Source organism: Serratia sp. JSRIV004 (assembly GCF_019968705.1).
Taxonomy (GTDB): Bacteria; Pseudomonadota; Gammaproteobacteria; order Enterobacterales; family Enterobacteriaceae; genus Chania; species Chania fonticola_B.
Genome location: NZ_CP074140.1, coordinates 2,467,721 through 2,484,570 on the forward strand (window position 1 = coordinate 2,467,721; position 16,850 = coordinate 2,484,570).

General features: G+C 54.3%; 14 protein-coding genes. 8 read left to right on the plus strand and 6 right to left on the minus strand.

The window, feature by feature from the left end:
- Nucleotides 1–4: 4 nt before the first annotated feature.
- Entirely contained in the window at nucleotides 5–2,071 is a 2,067-nt protein-coding gene (flhA, locus tag KGP21_RS11870) for a formate hydrogenlyase transcriptional activator FlhA (protein WP_037374980.1), read from the plus strand.
- Between the two features lie 82 nt (nucleotides 2,072–2,153).
- Here flhA and KGP21_RS11875 read toward each other — a convergent pair whose 3' ends face one another.
- The 5 genes from KGP21_RS11875 to KGP21_RS11895 are packed head-to-tail and all read right to left on the minus strand — an operon-like array spanning nucleotide 2,154 to nucleotide 8,329.
- Nucleotides 2,154–3,146: a substrate-binding domain-containing protein gene (locus tag KGP21_RS11875; protein WP_370592698.1), complete on the minus strand. Its 993-nt coding sequence runs from the start codon at nucleotides 3,144–3,146 to the stop codon at nucleotides 2,154–2,156.
- Between the two features lie 50 nt (nucleotides 3,147–3,196).
- Nucleotides 3,197–4,234: an ABC transporter permease gene (locus tag KGP21_RS11880; RefSeq protein WP_021178412.1), complete on the minus strand. Its 1,038-nt coding sequence runs from the start codon at nucleotides 4,232–4,234 to the stop codon at nucleotides 3,197–3,199.
- 37 nt (nucleotides 4,235–4,271) lie between these two features.
- Nucleotides 4,272–5,777: a sugar ABC transporter ATP-binding protein gene (locus KGP21_RS11885; RefSeq protein WP_223538274.1), complete on the minus strand. Its 1,506-nt coding sequence runs from the start codon at nucleotides 5,775–5,777 to the stop codon at nucleotides 4,272–4,274.
- A complete protein-coding gene (gene xylB, locus KGP21_RS11890; protein ID WP_218519506.1) occupies nucleotides 5,774–7,291 on the minus strand; it encodes a xylulokinase in 1,518 nt (505 codons plus the stop codon). Before xylB ends, KGP21_RS11885 begins: the two co-directional genes overlap by 4 nt.
- A gap of 3 nt (nucleotides 7,292–7,294) precedes the next feature.
- On the minus strand, nucleotides 7,295–8,329 hold the full coding sequence (locus tag KGP21_RS11895; RefSeq protein ID WP_094982347.1) for an NAD(P)-dependent alcohol dehydrogenase: 1,035 nt from the start codon (nucleotides 8,327–8,329) through the stop codon (nucleotides 7,295–7,297).
- Nucleotides 8,330–8,550: 221 nt separating this feature from the next.
- On the opposite strand from KGP21_RS11895, the gene KGP21_RS11900 reads away from it, so the two are divergent.
- Both KGP21_RS11900 and KGP21_RS11905 read left to right on the plus strand, forming a co-directional pair.
- A complete protein-coding gene (locus tag KGP21_RS11900) occupies nucleotides 8,551–9,093 on the plus strand; it encodes a D-lyxose/D-mannose family sugar isomerase (RefSeq protein WP_021178408.1) in 543 nt (180 codons plus the stop codon).
- 92 nt (nucleotides 9,094–9,185) lie between these two features.
- The gene (locus tag KGP21_RS11905; RefSeq protein WP_223499242.1) at nucleotides 9,186–10,190 is read left to right on the plus strand and encodes a LacI family DNA-binding transcriptional regulator; all 1,005 of its coding nucleotides are present in this window, start codon (nucleotides 9,186–9,188) and stop codon (nucleotides 10,188–10,190) included.
- An 84-nt stretch (nucleotides 10,191–10,274) separates the two neighbouring features.
- On the opposite strand, the gene KGP21_RS11910 is transcribed toward KGP21_RS11905, so the two are convergent.
- The gene (locus tag KGP21_RS11910) at nucleotides 10,275–10,793 is read right to left on the minus strand and encodes an Hcp family type VI secretion system effector (RefSeq protein ID WP_021178406.1); all 519 of its coding nucleotides are present in this window, start codon (nucleotides 10,791–10,793) and stop codon (nucleotides 10,275–10,277) included.
- 760 nt (nucleotides 10,794–11,553) lie between these two features.
- Here KGP21_RS11910 and tssB point away from each other — a divergent pair.
- Genes tssB through tssG form a run of 5 tightly spaced genes read left to right on the plus strand, consistent with a single transcriptional unit; the run spans nucleotide 11,554 to nucleotide 16,837 of the window.
- Nucleotides 11,554–12,051 carry a type VI secretion system contractile sheath small subunit gene (tssB, locus tag KGP21_RS11915; RefSeq protein ID WP_021178405.1) on the plus strand — a complete coding sequence of 166 codons (498 nt, stop codon included), beginning with the start codon at nucleotides 11,554–11,556 and terminating at the stop codon, nucleotides 12,049–12,051.
- A 27-nt stretch (nucleotides 12,052–12,078) separates the two neighbouring features.
- A complete protein-coding gene (gene tssC, locus KGP21_RS11920) occupies nucleotides 12,079–13,560 on the plus strand; it encodes a type VI secretion system contractile sheath large subunit (RefSeq protein ID WP_021804827.1) in 1,482 nt (493 codons plus the stop codon).
- Between the two features lie 6 nt (nucleotides 13,561–13,566).
- Nucleotides 13,567–14,007 carry a type VI secretion system baseplate subunit TssE gene (gene tssE, locus KGP21_RS11925; protein ID WP_021178403.1) on the plus strand — a complete coding sequence of 147 codons (441 nt, stop codon included), beginning with the start codon at nucleotides 13,567–13,569 and terminating at the stop codon, nucleotides 14,005–14,007.
- Nucleotides 14,007–15,821 (plus strand): type VI secretion system baseplate subunit TssF, encoded by a 1,815-nt coding sequence (gene tssF, locus KGP21_RS11930; protein ID WP_021804825.1) that lies wholly within the window; start codon nucleotides 14,007–14,009, stop codon nucleotides 15,819–15,821. The genes tssE and tssF overlap by 1 nt, the downstream gene beginning before the upstream one ends.
- On the plus strand, nucleotides 15,785–16,837 hold the full coding sequence (tssG, locus tag KGP21_RS11935; RefSeq protein ID WP_021804824.1) for a type VI secretion system baseplate subunit TssG: 1,053 nt from the start codon (nucleotides 15,785–15,787) through the stop codon (nucleotides 16,835–16,837). The genes tssF and tssG overlap by 37 nt, the downstream gene beginning before the upstream one ends.
- The last annotated feature ends 13 nt before the right edge of the window (nucleotides 16,838–16,850 follow it).

Consider the following 16,850-nt stretch of genomic DNA (forward strand, 5'->3'; position numbering starts at 1 on the left):
AACCATGTCGACTGTACGCTTAGAACAACAAGACCTGCTCGAAATTACGCGCATGCTGCTCGGGCAGCATAATTTCATCGATCTGTTACTGCAATTGCGTCAGGTATTGCAGCGCATGCAATTGGCCGACAGCGTCGCGTTGGTGCTATTTGATCCGCACAGTGAACGGGTGAGTTTTCACGGGCTGGATCAAGCGCTGCAGTCGGTAAACTATCAGGACGAAACGTTGCTGGCGAATGGCCCGGTGAGCCGCTTTCAACACAGCTCGTTACCCCAACGCTGGCAGGCTGATGAGCTGCACGATCGCTATCCGCAAATCCGCGCCCTGAAGTTGCATCCTCCCTTCAACCAATACTGTTTGATGCCGCTACATGCGGGCGGGCGGCCGCTCGGTGGCTGTGAATTACTGCGTAGCGGAAGCGAGCCGTTCAGCGATGCCAGCCTGGTGCAGTTGCAAACGCTGATGGAAGTGGTGGCGCTGGCCACGCAGCAGATCGTTTTGTTGGAAAACGCGCAACGGCAACAGCACCAGCTGCGTCATGAGCTGGATGACTATCGTATCTTGGTGGATGTCACCAATGCGGTGCTGTCAAAGCTGGATCTGGATGATGTCATGGGGGAGATCTCGGAGAAAATTCACCACTTTTTCAACAGTGACGCCATCAGTATCGTATTACGCAGTAACCACGCCGATCAGCTCACCATCTACTCCACCCACTATCTGAACAACAATACTGCCGAACGCCAACAGTACAACGTGGCATTGGCTGGCACCTTAACCGAACGGGTGATGCGCAGCGGCGAAATGCTGCTGTTGAACCTGAAAAATGCCGAGCAGCTTTCTGGCTATGAACGTCGGCTATTTGATATATCACAGGGTAGGATCGAGGCATTGTGCGTATTGCCACTGATATTCGGCCAAAAGAAGCTGGGGGTGCTGAAGCTGGCGCAATGCCAGGCAGATGGTTTTAACGCGGCCAACTTACGGGTGCTACAACAGATTGCCGAGCGTATTGCCATCGCGGTGGATAATGCGCTGGCCTGCCAGGAGATCAACCGGCTTAAAGAGAGCCTGGTGCATGAAAACCTGTATCTGACCGAGCAGATCAACGTCAATCATCCCGATCTGAGCGAGATTGTCGGGCGCAGCGCGGGGATGTCTGCGGTGCTCAAACAGGTCGAAATCGTGGCTAAAAGCGACTGTTCGGTGCTGATCCTCGGGGAAACGGGCACCGGCAAGGAGCTGATTGCGCGAGCGATCCATAACCTGAGCGAACGACGTGACCAGCGCATGGTGAAAATGAACTGTGCGGTGATGCCTGCGGGCCTGTTGGAGAGCGACCTGTTTGGCCATGAAAAAGGCTCGTTTACCGGGGCCTCGACCCAACGTATGGGCCGCTTTGAACTGGCGGAGAAGGGGACGCTATTCCTCGATGAAGTGGGGGAGATCCCCATTGAGTTGCAACCCAAGCTGCTGCGGGTGTTACAGGAACGGGAGTTTGAACGGGTCGGTGGCAATAAACCGATCTCCGTCGATATCCGTCTGATTGCCGCCACCAACCGGGATTTGCAGCAGATGGTGGCCGATCGTGAATTTCGCAGCGATCTGTTCTATCGTCTGAACGTGTTTCCGATCGTTATTCCACCGCTGCGCGAACGGCCTGAAGATATCCCCCAACTGGTGAAGTTCCTGACCCATAAAATTGCTCGTCGCATGAAGCGCACCATCGACAGTATCCCGGCGCAAACGCTGCGGTTATTAAGCCAGATGCCGTGGCCGGGCAACGTGCGTGAACTGGAGAACGTGATTGAGCGGGCGGTATTGTTGACGCGCGGCTCGGTGCTTGAGCTGCCGCTACCCGAATTGCAGTATTCGCAATCCTCAGGGGGGCCGCCTGTCGCTGCCATGGAAAAGGTATCGCCGGAGGAGGATGAGCGCCAACGGGTGCTCCGCGTGCTGAAAGAAACCAACGGCGTGGTTGCTGGGCCACGCGGGGCTGCACAGCGTCTTGGGCTGAAACGCACTACGCTGCTATCGCGGATGAAGAAGTGGGGCATTTCGGTGAATTGATGGTGAAGGGGGCGCCGCATGCTGCGCCCGTTTTAATCCTATTAACCCCAGGCTCAAAACCCTGGGGTGGGTTGACGAATGATTACTTACGCGCATCCAGCAGTTGAGCGGCGTTCTCGGTGGTCACCACGGTCCATGGCACCGAATAGCGTTTAGCCGTGCCGTTATCCCACTGCATCTGGCCTGCATACTGCTTCCAGATATCCGACTGTGGTTGATAGCTGTCGCCTTTTACCGCGCGCAGCGCTACATCGATAGAACCCTGCATCTGGGCATGAGCATCTTGCAGAATCGACACCATCTCACCAGCCTGTACGGCCCGAATGGCATCAGAGACGCCGTCGACCCCGGCAATCGCAAAGTCTTTCACGTTCAGATTGGCACCCTTGATAGCTTCAATTGCCCCCAAGGCCATTTCGTCATTTTGTGCGATGACGCCGTTAATCTGGCCACGGTGTTTCTGCAACCAGTTTTCCATCAGCGGCAGCGCCTCGGCGCGTGACCAGTTGGCCGTCTTGCGCTCCAGCACCTTGATTTTGCCTGGGCCACATTCGGCAATGGCCTTGTCGTTGCCTTGCCCGCGCTGGATCTCACCGCTGCCGCCTTTTGGCCCTTCGATAATCACCACGTTGCCCTGGCAGTTCATTTTCTGCAGTACCGCTTTGGCTTCCAGATACCCGCCCAGCACGTCGTCAGAGACCACTTCAGAGGTCATCTGATCGGTATTCAAACGGGCGTTGGTGACCACCACCGGGATCTTGGCCTTGTTGGCCATGGTCACCACGTCGATGTTGGCCTCGTAGTCCATCGGGTTAATGATGATGGCGTCGGTCTTGGTCTGAATGGCGGTTTCTGCCTGATTGTTCTGCACCATCGGGTCGTAGCGGCCGTCGTAAACGGTGAGCTGTACGTTGCCATTTTTAACCTCAGGATGCTCTTTCGCCGCCTTCTCCATCAGTTGGACAAATTCGGCCTTCATGCCGTACATCAACACGGCGATTTTCACCGGGGCGGCCTGGGCCAGCGTTGAGGTCCCCAGCAGCAGGCCGGAGGTGAGCAACGCAATTTTGGTCATCTTGTTCATGGTGACTCCTGGTTATAGGGGTTTTGTTGTTATGAGGTAAGTTAGTCACGCTGTTGTTTGCGTGACGGGTCGAGCAACACGGCGACAACAATCAATGCGCCCTTGATGATCTGCTGGTAATAGGACTGCACACCGAGCAAATCGAGGCCGTTATTCATCACGCCGATAATCAATACGCCGAACAGGGTGCCAACCAAGGTGCCGACGCCGCCAGCCATACTGGTGCCGCCAATGACCACGGCGGCAATGGCGTCCAACTCGTAGGCGCTACCAGCGTTGGTTTGTGCCGAACCGGTACGTGCCGTAAGGATCAAACCGGCGATCCCCGCCAGGGCAGCACACAGGGTGTAGACCAACACCTTGATTTGTATCACGCTGATGCCCGAGGTGCGGGCGCTCTTCTGGTTGCCCCCCACGGCATACACATGGCGGCCGAAGATGGTTTTATTGAGCAGGATCCAGGCGAGCACAAACAGGGCGGTAAAAATAATCACCGGCACCGGGATGCCCAGCACATAGCCATTACCTAACCAGCGGAAATCGCTGTTGAGTTGCGAAACCGGGTTACCGTCGGTGGTCAGCAGCGCCAGGCCACGGGCGGCGGAAAGCATCCCCATGGTGACGATGAAAGGCTGCAAGCGGTAGCGGGCCAGAATGGTGCCGTTGATCAGCCCGCAGACGATGCCGATGCCCAGGGCGACAATCAGCGGCACCATCACGGCATGCGCGGTATCGCCGATCGACAGCCCGCTGTTGGTGGTGGCAAAGCGGGCGGCGACGATGCCGCTCAGCGCCAAGACCGAGCCTACGGAAAGATCGACCCCGGCGGTAATAATCACAAAGGTCATGCCGATGGCCAGAATGCCGTTAATCGAGATCTGGCGCAGAACGATCAGCATGTTCTCATCGCTCAAGAAGTAATTGCTGCTCCAGGCACCTTGCGCCACCTGAACTTCGCCAATCACCGTGACGATCAGACACAACACGAAGAAGGCGATAATAATGCCGTATTTGTGCAGATGCCGTTTATTTTGCGTAAAAAAAGCCAACCCGGGCGTTAATGAGTGGGTGCCATTCATAGTAAGTTCTCTTTAAAATAATGAGTTGATTGCCTGGCTATACGGCCAGTTTCATTAGTTCCGCCTGCGTGGCGTTTTTAGTCGATAATTCACCGGCGAGCATGCCGTTACGAAACACCAGAATGCGGTCACTCATACCGATAATTTCTGACAGCTCGGAAGACACCATGATGATCGCTTTATCCTTCAGCGCGAATTCGGACATAAAGCGGTAGATCTCTTTTTTGGCCCCCACGTCAATGCCGCGTGTCGGCTCATCGAGCAGCATGATTTGCGGATCGAGCAAGGCCCAACGCCCCAATACCACCTTCTGCTGGTTGCCGCCGCTCAGGTTGCCGACGATATGGTCGGCATCGGGGGTTTTGATGTTGAAGCGCTGGATCATGTCGTTGGCGCGCTGCTGTTCCTGGCTCGGGTTAATCATACCCAGTTGGCTGATGGCACCCAGCGAAGCCACGTTGATATTTTCTTTAACCGAGCGGCACAGCACCAGGCCGGTATCCTTGCGGTCTTCCGTCACATAGGCCAGACCGCTGTTGATTGATTCTTGTGGTGAATGCTTGGCGAGCTGACGATCGCCGATCTGGATGGTGCCGCTGTCCGCGTGCTGAATGCCAAAGATCAGATCGAGGAACTCACTGCGCCCGGACCCCACCAGCCCGTAAATCCCCAGGATCTCGCCGCGTTTTAACGTCAGGCTGATGTCGCGGATCTTGTTGCCCCAGCACAGGTTCTGCACCTCCATCATCACTTCATCACCGGGCTGATTGAATTTGGCAAACTCGCTTTCGAACTCGCCGCCAATGATGTGCTCAATCAGCTGCTCGCGGGTGATATCTTGCAACAAACCTTCATGGATATAGCTGCCGTCACGGAAAATGGTGTAGCTGTCGGCAATCTGGAAAATCTCGGACAGACGGTGCGAGACGTAAATGATGCCTTTGCCCTTGGTGGCCAGCCGGGTGATCGCCTGGAAGATTTTCTGCACGTCCTCCTCGCCGATGGCCGACGTAGGCTCATCCATGATGATGATGTCGGCATCGGAGTGGGAGAGGGCCTTGGCGATCTCCACCAACTGCTGTTCCGCCACGCTGAGGTTGCGCATTTTTTCCGTCGGCGACAGGGCAAAATGCAGGTCCTGCAACAGCGCAGCGGTCTGCTGGTTCATGGTTTTGAAATCGACAAAGCCCAGGCGGCGGGGTTCGCGCCCCAGCCAGATGTTTTCGGCAACCGTCAGATCGGGGATGGCGCTCAGCTCTTGTTGCACGATAGCGATGCCAGCCGCCAGCGCCTCTTTCGGATGAGCAAATTCACAGCGTTGGCCATTGACGAAAATATCGCCGCTGTCGGGCTGGATAAAGCCCATCAGGATGCTGAGAAAGGTGGACTTCCCCGCACCATTGCCGCCGCACAGCGCATGGATCGATCCTTTGCGCAGGCAGAATTCGGCATTTTTCAGCGCGACGACGGAGCCAAACGACTTCCTCACGCCGGTGACCTCCAGCAAGTAGGCCGGGGCTTTGGTCTGGGGATCGCGTGTCATAGCTTCACCTCGGGATACTCTTTTTGCAGTAGGTTCAGGTAACCGGCATACAGATCGGCATATTGCCGCTGGCGCTGCGGATCCGGCATCACGCGGGTCTCTTCATCCAGCCGGACAAAGCGCTGGCATAGCCTGGTTAACTCTTCTGAGGCCAACAGCTCGGGTTGGGTCGCCAGACTGTCACACCACATGGCCTGAATGGCAGCACCCAGCGCAGCGGTTTCCTTTTCTGCCAGACACACCACCGGGCAGTTCATCACGTCGGCGACGATCTGCCGCCAGCAAGCGCTGCGAGCGCCGCCGCCGGTGAGGCGAATTTCGCTGGTGGAAATACCCTGCTGCTGGAACAGGTCGAGGCCGTAGCGTAGGCCATAGGTAGCGCTTTCTACCACGGCCCGGCACAGGTTGGCCCCGGTAAAGTTGTCACTGTCCAGGTTATGCAGGCTGGCCTTGGCTGCGGGCAGTTGCGGAACGCGTTCGCCGTTGAAAAACGGCAGCATCATCACGCCTGCCGCTCCGGGTTCGGTGGCGGCAAGGGCCTGATTAAATCCGGCTATGTCCTGGTGCAACAGACGCTGTACCGAGGTGCTGGCAGAGGTGACGTTCATAGTGCAAATCAGCGGCAGCCAGCCGTTGCTGCTGGAGCAGAAACCGGCAATCGCTTCAGAATGGCTGACCACCGGCCGATCGGCATAGGCAAACAGCGTTCCGGAGGTGCCGAGGCTCATCGTCACGATGCCGGAGCGAATATTACCGGTGCCGATTGCCGCCATCATGTTGTCGCCGCCGCCGCTGGCCACCCGGACATTAGGTTGCAGACCCAGCAGCGCCGCCACTTCCGGGCGCAGATAGCCAACGCTTTGCTCGGCGTTGATCAGGCGAGGCAGGGCATTCCACAGCAGGCCGCTATCGTCGATCAGCGCTACGGCATCGCGATCCCAGCAGCGCTGACGAATGTCAAACAGCCCGCTGCCGGAGGCATCGCCAAATTCCGCCACCCGTTCCCCGGTCAGCCAGAAGTTGAGATAGTCATGCGGTAACAGCACCGTTTTCAACCGTGCCCACAGCTGTGGATGTTGCTGCTTGAACCACAGGATCTTGGACGCGGTATAGCCCGCCGCTACCATCAGCCCCAGCTTCTGCAGGGAACCTTTGATGCCACCCAGGCCTGCCAGCAGAACGTCGTTTTCCCGCTTGGTAGCGGTGTCACACCATAGTTTTACCGCGTGCAGCACTTCGCCTTGCTCATCCAGAGCAACGAAGCCGTGCTGCTGGCCGGAAACCGACAGGGCGACAATCGCCGCTGGATCAATGCTGGCGCTGTCGATCGCCTGACGAAACGCCAGCAGCAATGCCTCAATCCACCACTCGGCCAACTGCTCACGGCGCCCGGAAGAGTCGCTGATCATCTCATGCGGCGCACTGCCTTCGCCCACGATGGTGCCGGATGTGCCATCGACAATCACCACCTTGGTGCCTTGTGTGCCACAGTCGATGCCTGCATAGAGCGCCATGAGTTACTCCATTTCCAACATGATTTTGATGTCAGTTGGATGACCCGCCGCCGCGCGTTCAAAGGCCGCCACGCTGTCCTTGAACTTGAAGCTTTGCGAGATCAGCGGCTGTACCCGCAACTTGCCGGAGCTGAGCAAACGCAGGGTGCGCGGATACATGTTGGCATAGCGGAAAATGGTCTTGAAGGTGACCTCTTTGGCCTGGGCGGCCACGATGTCCATTGGTGCGGCGTCAATTGGCATGCCGACCAGTACCGCAGTGCCGCCGGGAGCAATATGCTCGCTGACGCCGCCGATGGCCGGTTTGGCTCCGCTGCATTCGAACACGATGTCGACGCCGTTGCCGCTGGTCAACTCGGCGACCTTTTGCGCCAGGTTGCCGGTTTTGATATTGACCGCGTGCAGCCCCTCATAATTGGCGGCCACCTGCAACTTCTCTGCAAACAGATCGCAGATGATCACATCTGAGCAGCCACCGGCCAACGCCGCCAGAGCGGTCACCACGCCGATGGGGCCAGCACCAATCACCAGCGCGATATCACCCGGCTTGATCGCAGCCTTGGTGGCGGCGTGCATCCCGATGGCCAGGGGTTCCACCATGGCACCTTCGGCAAAGCTGACGTTGTCCGGCAGTTTGAAGGTGAAGGCGGCAGGGTGGATGACGCTCTCTCTCAGGCAGCCGTGGATCGGCGGCGTGGCCCAGAAGCGAACGGCTGGATCCAGATTGTATATCCCTGCACGGGATTGCTGTGATTGCAGATCGGGAATGCCAGGCTCCATGCAAACCCGATCGCCAACCTGTAGATGGCGAACGTTTTTGCCAATCGCCATGACGACGCCGGCAGCCTCATGGCCGAGCACCATCGGGGCGTTAACCACGAACGGCCCGATACGGCCATGCTGATAGTAATGCACATCGCTGCCGCAAATACCGACGGAATGGATCTTGACCTGTACATCGTTTTCGCCAAGGACTTCATCAAACTGACAATCCTGGATGCTGATTTTACCGGGTTTTTCTAGCACTAATGCTTGCATGGTTATCATCCTTTCGTATCATTTTTATGGTATCGATATCATTTTCAATGAGCAGGATAGTAAGCGCGGACGGGCTAAAAATGTGTGATGTTGGTTGTGTTTTTTGCTTTTGTGTTAAAAGTTGTTGGTTTAATGATGTCAAATAGTCGTGAAGATCACATTTATTGGCGTGCGATGTTAACTATGATGGTATCGATATCATTAACGTTAACGAGGACATCATGCAGCGACCTATCGATGCGCTAGAAAGAACCCAAACCTTGCTTGCAGGCTGTGGCATACGGTTGACCGACGTGGAAAAACGGGAGATCGAGCTGACGGATTTCGGCCTGGCCGATTACCCGCGCTCGGGGTTACAGCTACTGACTTACATTAACACCCCGCGCTACTGCGCCAAGGAGTTGGTGCTATTCCCACACCAAACCTGCCCGGAGCATCTCCATCCGCCGTTTGATGATACTCCGGGCAAACAGGAAACGTTCCGCTGCCGCTGGGGTGAGGTTTATCTGTTTGTGGATGATGATGCCCTGACCTTGAACACCGAGCGGGGGAGCCCAGTCTGTCAACCTCCAGCCGGGTTCGAACAGTGGTATACCTGCCAGCGTTATATTTTGTTGCGCGCGGGAGAACAATATACAATCAAGCCTAATACCAGACACTGGTTCCAGGCAGGTAAGCTTGGTGCGGTGGTTTCTGAGTTTTCATCGCAAAGCCGTGATGATCTAGATGTTTTTACCGATCCCAACGTCCGGCGCGTCGGTTGATGCTGCAGTGATGAGAGTATTTACATAAGAGGTGATAATCCTTGATCACCTTGCCATGGTACAAAATGAGATGTTCCAACCAGGAGTCACACTTGGCGGCCGATCGACCACTGAAAGCGACGCTAGAGAGCGTCGCAGCGCTTGCAAATGTCAGCAAAATTACCGTATCCCGCGCGTTCTCTCAGCCGGACAAAGTCCACCCCGATACGCTCGATCGCATCCTCAAGACGGCGGAGAGTCTGGGGTATGTGATGAACACCGCCGCACGCAATCTGCGGGCTAAAGCAAGCAAAACGATCGGCATCGTCAACCCTGATATGGCCAACCCGTTTTTTGGCGCGCTCACCCGGCTGATGACGCTGGAGGCGCAGAAAGCGGGCTACGATACGCTGGTGTTTGACTCTTATGAGTCGCAGGAAAATGAAAACCGCATTATCGACAAGCTGATTGGCTACAACGTGGATGCCATCATTTTATCGGTGATCTCATCGGACCGAAACTATACGCCCGGCTACCTGAAAAACCTGGAAAGGCTCGGCATCCCGGTGGTGCTGGTCGATCGGGAACTGGATGGGGCGTTTTGCAGCGGCGTGTATATCGACAATCTGGACTGCGGTTTACAGGCGGGGCGTTATCTGCTGGAGCAGAACAGCCAAAAGGTGGTGGTGGTTTCCGGGCCAGAGGATTCCAACGTGGCCAAAGAGCGGGTTACCGGGCTGATTGCTGCGCTGCAAGGCAAGGTGGCGAGCCTGGAGATTATCCATGCGGATTTCTATATGGATGCCGCCTTGCGCGTGACCAACGAGTATCTCGATCGCCAGCCGCCGCCGGACTATTTTGTCGGCTGCAATAACCAGATCTCGCTAGGTATCATCAAATCCTGTGTCGATCACCGTTTGGCGCTGATGAAAGACGTCTCGCTGTTCGGTATTGATGAAGTCTCTAATGCGGCAATTTACGGTTTTAATTTCCCCTGTATTTCCCACGATCTGCATGAAATCGCCTGGCAGGCGTTGGGGTTGGCTATCCGCCGGGCCGTCGATCACCATATTAAACCGGGTAAAGTCATTGTCAGAGGCAAGCTGATTGGCGGCTAGCCGCTGGCCATCGAGCTTGGTGGTAGGCGGAAATAAAAACAGCCAATCTTTCGATTGGCTGCTTGGGTGAAGCTAAGGCTGGCCTTAGGCTTCGATTGGGGCACGCCAGTCGTCAGAACCCGAAGTCCCGGCGGTGGTGTGTTCCCAAGTGATTTTACGGTATGCCAGTGAAACGCGAACCAGTTGAGTGAACTCAGCCTTGGTTGGATCCTGGCAGTGTGGCATTTTGCAGTCGATATCGATGATGGTGGCATCTTCCAGTTTGGTGGTAAAGAAGTGCTCTTGTTTACCTTCGATCGAGGTGCGGTACCATTTCAATTCAACCGTTGGCAGCATTTCGCCAGAGGCCAATGCGTTATACAGCAATGGAACAGCTTTGTTATAAGCCACAGTGAAGCGGAATGGCTTATGTGCACGCTGCCCTGATGGCTGGCCAGACTGCGGATCGGTTGGTACGGTAACGATATGTTCAAATTCCTGAACCAGCATCTGGTCTTCGTGGCCTTGAACAAAGATGTTACCGACAGATTCAGCGGTAAATGCGCTGGCGGTAATATTACCTTGGGTTTTCCCTGTGATAGAGATATAAGCTGGAGTTGGCATCTTAAAGATCCTTGTCAGTTAGCTTGGTATTAACTCAATGCTAGTCACACCGACTAGCCGATATTAATCGACCTCGAATGTCACTTGCCCCACTTCTCACTTCGGCCATCACTATAATCGGGACTTTCCCTAGTGCCAAGCCACTCACAAATTTGCAATGTTTATTGGTATCGTTAATGGGATAAAAAATTATAATATTTGCATTATTGGTGTTTTATGCTGGTTTAAATATTGATGATAGTTATGGTTTGTGTCGTTACCATAATTAAAATAATTACATTGTTTTTTAAGTTGTTGTTTTAAATGAATTTATAAATTTTTGTGAAATTATTTTTTATGATCATAAGCCGAAAGTTGCTCTTGCCAGGTGATAAATTATTAGGAAGCTTAGTAAAGAAAAATTTATGGACTTTTACCTGTCAGATCGAGGACGATACATTCAGTGAAGCTATGCTAATGCAGGAAATGTCCAGCTTCGTCGGAAGCCGTAAACTGATTTTTCGGGCTTTTTGATATTATTTAGGATAATTCGCAGGCTTTTGCGGAATATGGGAAAATTCCCATATTTACGTGCGAAATAGGATTACTCCTGGACCTCAGTGCGACATAAACGAAGGTATTTAGTTTTACGGTGATAGATTTGCTATCTGAATGGATGGTGCTAACTCTATTAGCATGGATGATATCTGAATGTCATTTTCCGGTGCTCATTCAACAAACATTAGCTGGTATTCCCTTATTGTGACTAAAAGGACGAGTGATGAGTAAGAATAATCAAAGCAGTGTTGCCCCCAAGGAAAGGATCAACATTAAGTACGTTCCTAATACGGGCGATCAAACCTCTGAAATTGAACTGCCACTGAACCTGATGGTGGTTGGCGATCTCAAGGGGGTTCGTGAAGACACCCCGATTGAAGAACGTCAGGTCGTTTCCGTCAGCAAGAACAACTTCAACGCGGTGATGAACGAAGCCAATATCAACCTTTCGTTCACTGTACCCAATCACCTGGAAGGTGAGGGGAAAGAAGAGATGCCGGTCACATTGGCGATCAATTCCCTCGACGATTTCTCACCGGACAACGTGGCGAAAAACGTCCCCGAACTGAAAAAAATTCTGGAACTGCGGGAAGCGCTGGTCGCCCTGAAAGGGCCTCTGGGTAACATTCCTGCCTTCCGTTCTCGTCTGCAAGATCTCCTAGGCAATGAAGAAATGCGTGAGCAGTTGCTAAAGGAATTGGACATTCTTAATCAGAAATAATTGAGACGGAAAGAGGGAATTTAACGTATGTCTTTACATGAAGAAAATGCGGTTTTAGCTGCCGAGCCTACCAGTACCACTTTCCTGCTAGACGAGATCATGTCTCAGACCCGCATGATGCCGGGTAATGATGGCTATGACGTCGCCAAACAGGGCGTTGCTGCATTTATCAGCAGCATTTTGGACACCGGCACCAACGAAGAGCCGATCAACAAGCTGTTGGTCGACAGAATGATCATCGAGCTGGATAAAAAGCTCAGTGCTCAGATGGACGAAATTCTGCATGCCAAAGAATTCCGCGAAATCGAATCCTCCTGGCGTTCACTGAAGCTGCTGGTGGATCGCACCGATTTCCGTGAAAACATCAAAATCAACATCATGCACGCGACCAAAGAAGAGCTGCTGGAAGATTTTGAGTTCTCGCCGGAAATTATCCAGTCTGGTTTCTACAAGCACGTGTACTCATCCGGTTACGGCCAGTTTGGCGGCGAACCTACCGCAGCCATCATCGGTAACTATGCGTTCAGCAACAGCACCCCGGATATGAAGCTGCTGCAATATGTCAGCGCCGTTGGGGCCATGGCACATGCGCCGTTCCTTTCCAGCGTTGCGCCGGACTTCTTTGGTATCAACAGCTTTACCGAGCTGCCAGCCATCAAAGACATGAAGTCGGTGTTCGAAGGGCCAGCACACACCAAATGGCGTGCGCTGCGCGAGTCGGAAGACTCCCGCTATCTGGGCCTGACCACGCCACGTTTCCTGCTGCGTTTGCCGTATTCCACCGTTGAAAATCCGATCAAGAATTTCAACTACTACGAAGACGTCAGCAAGGATCACGAACACTTCCTGTGGGGCAACACCGCATTCCTGCTGGCCGCCTGCCTTACAGACAGCTTCGCCAAGTATCGTTGGTGTCCGAACATCATCGGGCCACAAAGCGGTGGTGCGGTGCACAACCTGCCGGTTCACCTCTATGAGGCGATGGGCCAGGTACAGGCGAAGATCCCGACCGAAGTGCTGATCACCGATCGTCGTGAATTTGAGCTGGCGGAAGAGGGCTTTATTACCCTGACCATGCGCAAAGGCACCGACAACGCGGCGTTCTTCTCGGCCAACTCGGTGCAAAAGCCGAAGGTATTCCCGAATACCCACGAAGGCCGGATGGCGGAAACCAACTACAAGTTGGGTACCCAACTGCCGTACATGTTCATCATCAACCGTCTGGCTCACTACATCAAAGTGCTGCAGCGTGAGCAGATTGGTTCGTGGAAAGAGCGTCAGGATCTGGAGCGCGAGCTGAACATCTGGCTCAAGCAATACATTGCCGATCAGGAAAACCCACCGACCGATGTTCGCAGCCGCCGCCCTCTGCGTTCTGCTCAGATCCAGGTGCTGGATGTCGAGGGGGATCCGGGCTGGTACCAGGTGGCGATGCAGGTGCGTCCACACTTCAAATACATGGGAGCGAGTTTCGAGCTCTCGCTGGTTGGTCGTTTGGATAAGGAATAACAGGCCATGGCTGCGCTTCTTAATTGGGAGCGAGGAAGTTCTGCCAGCTTGTTTGAGCGTATCCAGGGGAAGGGCTTAGGCCCTTCCTCACATAGCCGTGTTCAAGAGCTATTAATCTCAATCAAGCAGCATTTGAACGAAGTCCTCAATTCGCGCCCCGGAGCCTGCCAAAGTGCTGCAGGCCTGGGGGTTATTGATCTCAATGATGCCACGGCAACCACGTCTGATTTCCGTAAGAGTATTGAGCAGGCCATCAAGGAGTGTATTGAACGCTACGAGCCAAGAATTTCCGAGGTTGCCGTTCAATCCCTGGTGGATCAGGGGGACCCACTGTTATTGAGTTTCCATATCAGTGCTCAAGTTGATTTCGACAATATCGGCGATGTGGTTGAGTTCAATATCCAATTGGACAGCAACCGCCGTTACTGCCTAAACCAGGAAGCATAATGTCGTTCGAAAAGTACTTCAGGGATGAGCTGGATTACCTCCGGCAATTAGGGCGGGATGCCGCAATCGAACGGCCGCATCTTGCTGCCTTTTTATCCGAACAGGGTTCCGATCCGGACGTTGAGCGCCTGTTGGAAGGCTTCGCCTTTCTGACCGGCAACCTGCGCGAAAAGATCGATGACCAGTTTCCGGAGTTGACACACGGCCTGCTGAATATGCTGTGGCCGAACTATTTGCGGCCAGTGCCCAGCATGACCATCGTCGAATACACGCCGAACAGCAGTGCACTCACTGAAGCGACGTTGATCGAGCGCGGTAGCCAGATCGAGAGCGTCCCGATTGCGCAAAGGGCGGAACGTGGCGCGTTGCAAAACGACAGCGAAACACACGGCCCCCAGTGCAGCTTCACGCTGTGCCGGGATGTCTGGCTGTTCCCGATGGGTATCCAGGATATCGCCGTCAACAACAGCAACGAACAGGGGATATTGAGCATTCACTTCGGCGCCAAGGCGGAGTTGAACGTACAGGAAATGCGGCTCGATAAACTGCGTTTCTATCTGGGTGAGGACGGTTACACCAGTACCCAGCTCTATTTCTGGATCAGTCACTATTTCGAACGGGCCGACCTGGTGGTCAACGGCATTACTATCCCGATGCCGGACTTTGATTTCAACCCGGTGGGCTTTGAGCGCGAAGATGCGCTATTGCCTTACCCGAAAAACGCCTATGTCGGCTACCGTATCCTGCAGGAGTATTTCTGTTTCCCGGAAGGCTTCCTGTTCTTTGACGTGGCTGGGGTGGTGGATTTCCCCGCGCATCTGAAAGCCAGCGAGTTCACCCTCAATCTGCATTTCTCCCAGCCATTGCCTCCTGAGGTCAAGATACGGCCAACCACCCTGCGCCTGAACTGCACCCCTGCGGTGAACCTGTTCAAACGCGATAGCGAGGCGATAGCCCTGGATGGCACACAAACCGAATATCCGCTGTGCGCCAGTTACCATCATCCTGAACGCTACGAGATTTTCTCGATCGATCGCGTAGAGAGCTGGTTAAGTAAAGATCCCAAAGGCAGCGGGCGGGGGCAGGCCAGAAGCTATCCGGCGTTCGAAAGTTTCCATCATCAGGTGGAACCTGCGCAGGAACGCAACATGCTCTATTACCGCCTGCGGGTGAAAAACTCGCTGTTCCGTAAGGGCTTTGAGCATTACATCTCCTTTGTGCGCAGTGATGAGACGGAGGTAGCGCTGTCGCAAGAAAACGTGTCGGTCAGCATGACCTGTACCAACCGCGAATTACCGCTGGCGCTACGCGTGGGTGATATCTGCCAACGGACGCAAGCAGGCCCGTCCTTTGCCACCTTCCGTAATATTACCCGGCCTTCGGTACCGTTGTATCCGGTGTTGGATGGCAGCCTGCAATGGTCTTTATTGTCCAATATGTCATTGAACTACATGTCATTATTGGACAAGGATTCGTTAAAACAGATCCTGCAAACCTATGATTTCCCCAGCGTACACAACCGGCAATCCGCTCGGTCGTCGCAAAAAAAACTGGACGCGATTTCGCGTATCGAAACCCAGCCGATCGACAGGTTGTTCCGGGGTTTACCGGTCAGAGGTCTGCAAACCACCCTCTGGCTGGAGCAAAGCGCTTTTGGTTCTGAAGGTGAGCTCTACCTGTTTGGTACGGTGTTGGCACGCTTCTTCTCCCTGTATGCCAGCGTCAACTCGTTCCACCTTTTGAAAGTCATCAATCTTGATAATCAGGAATGTTACCAATGGCCGGTACAGACGGGTCAACATGCATTGATGTAAGCGCGGGTGAAGGCGTACCGCCTGAGCCAGTGCTGGATGTGTCACGCTATAACTTTTACCAATTGGTCGAGCTGCTCAACCAAATGGCGGTAGCGTGGCAAAAATCCCCGGGTTCATCCAGGCCAGCCGATGAGGCAATCCGCTTTAAATCGACCGCCAGCCTGGCTTTTCCAACCCGTGACGTGATCGCGTTGGAGACTTCCGCTCGCGGCCAGTTTGAGCTGGAAGTTTCTTTCCTTGGGTTGCATGGCAGCCAGTCGCCGTTGCCCGGTTATTACCTGGACTCGTTGGCCTGGGAAGATGCCCAGAACGAAAACCGCCTGACGGATTTTCTCAACGTGTTCAACCACCGGCTGTTAACGCTGCTGCATCAGATTTGGCGCAAATACCGCTACTACATCTGCTTTGACGAGGGCGGTAACGATGATGTCTCGCAGCGCATGTTTGCGCTAGTGGGATTAAGTAACGAGGCGATCCGCAAAAAACTGCGTATCCACCACGGCAAAATGCTGGCCTATGCCGGCTTGCTGGCCAGCCCTGGGCGGGCACCGGAAGTGATTTGCAGCCTGGTGGCACACTGTTTCAACCTGGCGGATGTGACGCTGCAAAGTTGGCAGCTGCGCAAGGTCAAAATCGCCCCGGAGCAGCAGAACCGCCTGGGCGGCAGGGTGAAGGTCAGCGGCCAGAAATACCAGGGGAAATCGGTGCTGGGCGTCAATTTCTCGCTGGGATCGCAGGTGGCGGATCGCAGCGGCAAATATCAGTTGTGCCTTAACCAACTGACGCGTGAACAGTTCTTGTCATTTTTACCTAACGGGGAGAATTACGAGCCGTTAGAGATGTTTGTGGCTTTCATTATGCGTGACCAGTTTTCGTGGGATTTACGCCTGGGTCTGGCAGAGCAGCAGGTGGGCGGCATGATCCTGGGGACAGAACAAAACAACCTGCTGGGCTGGACCAGCTTCCTCGGGGAACCCGAGCAACAGCCCCACGTAACCATTAGCGTTATGGAATGACAATCAAGATTCA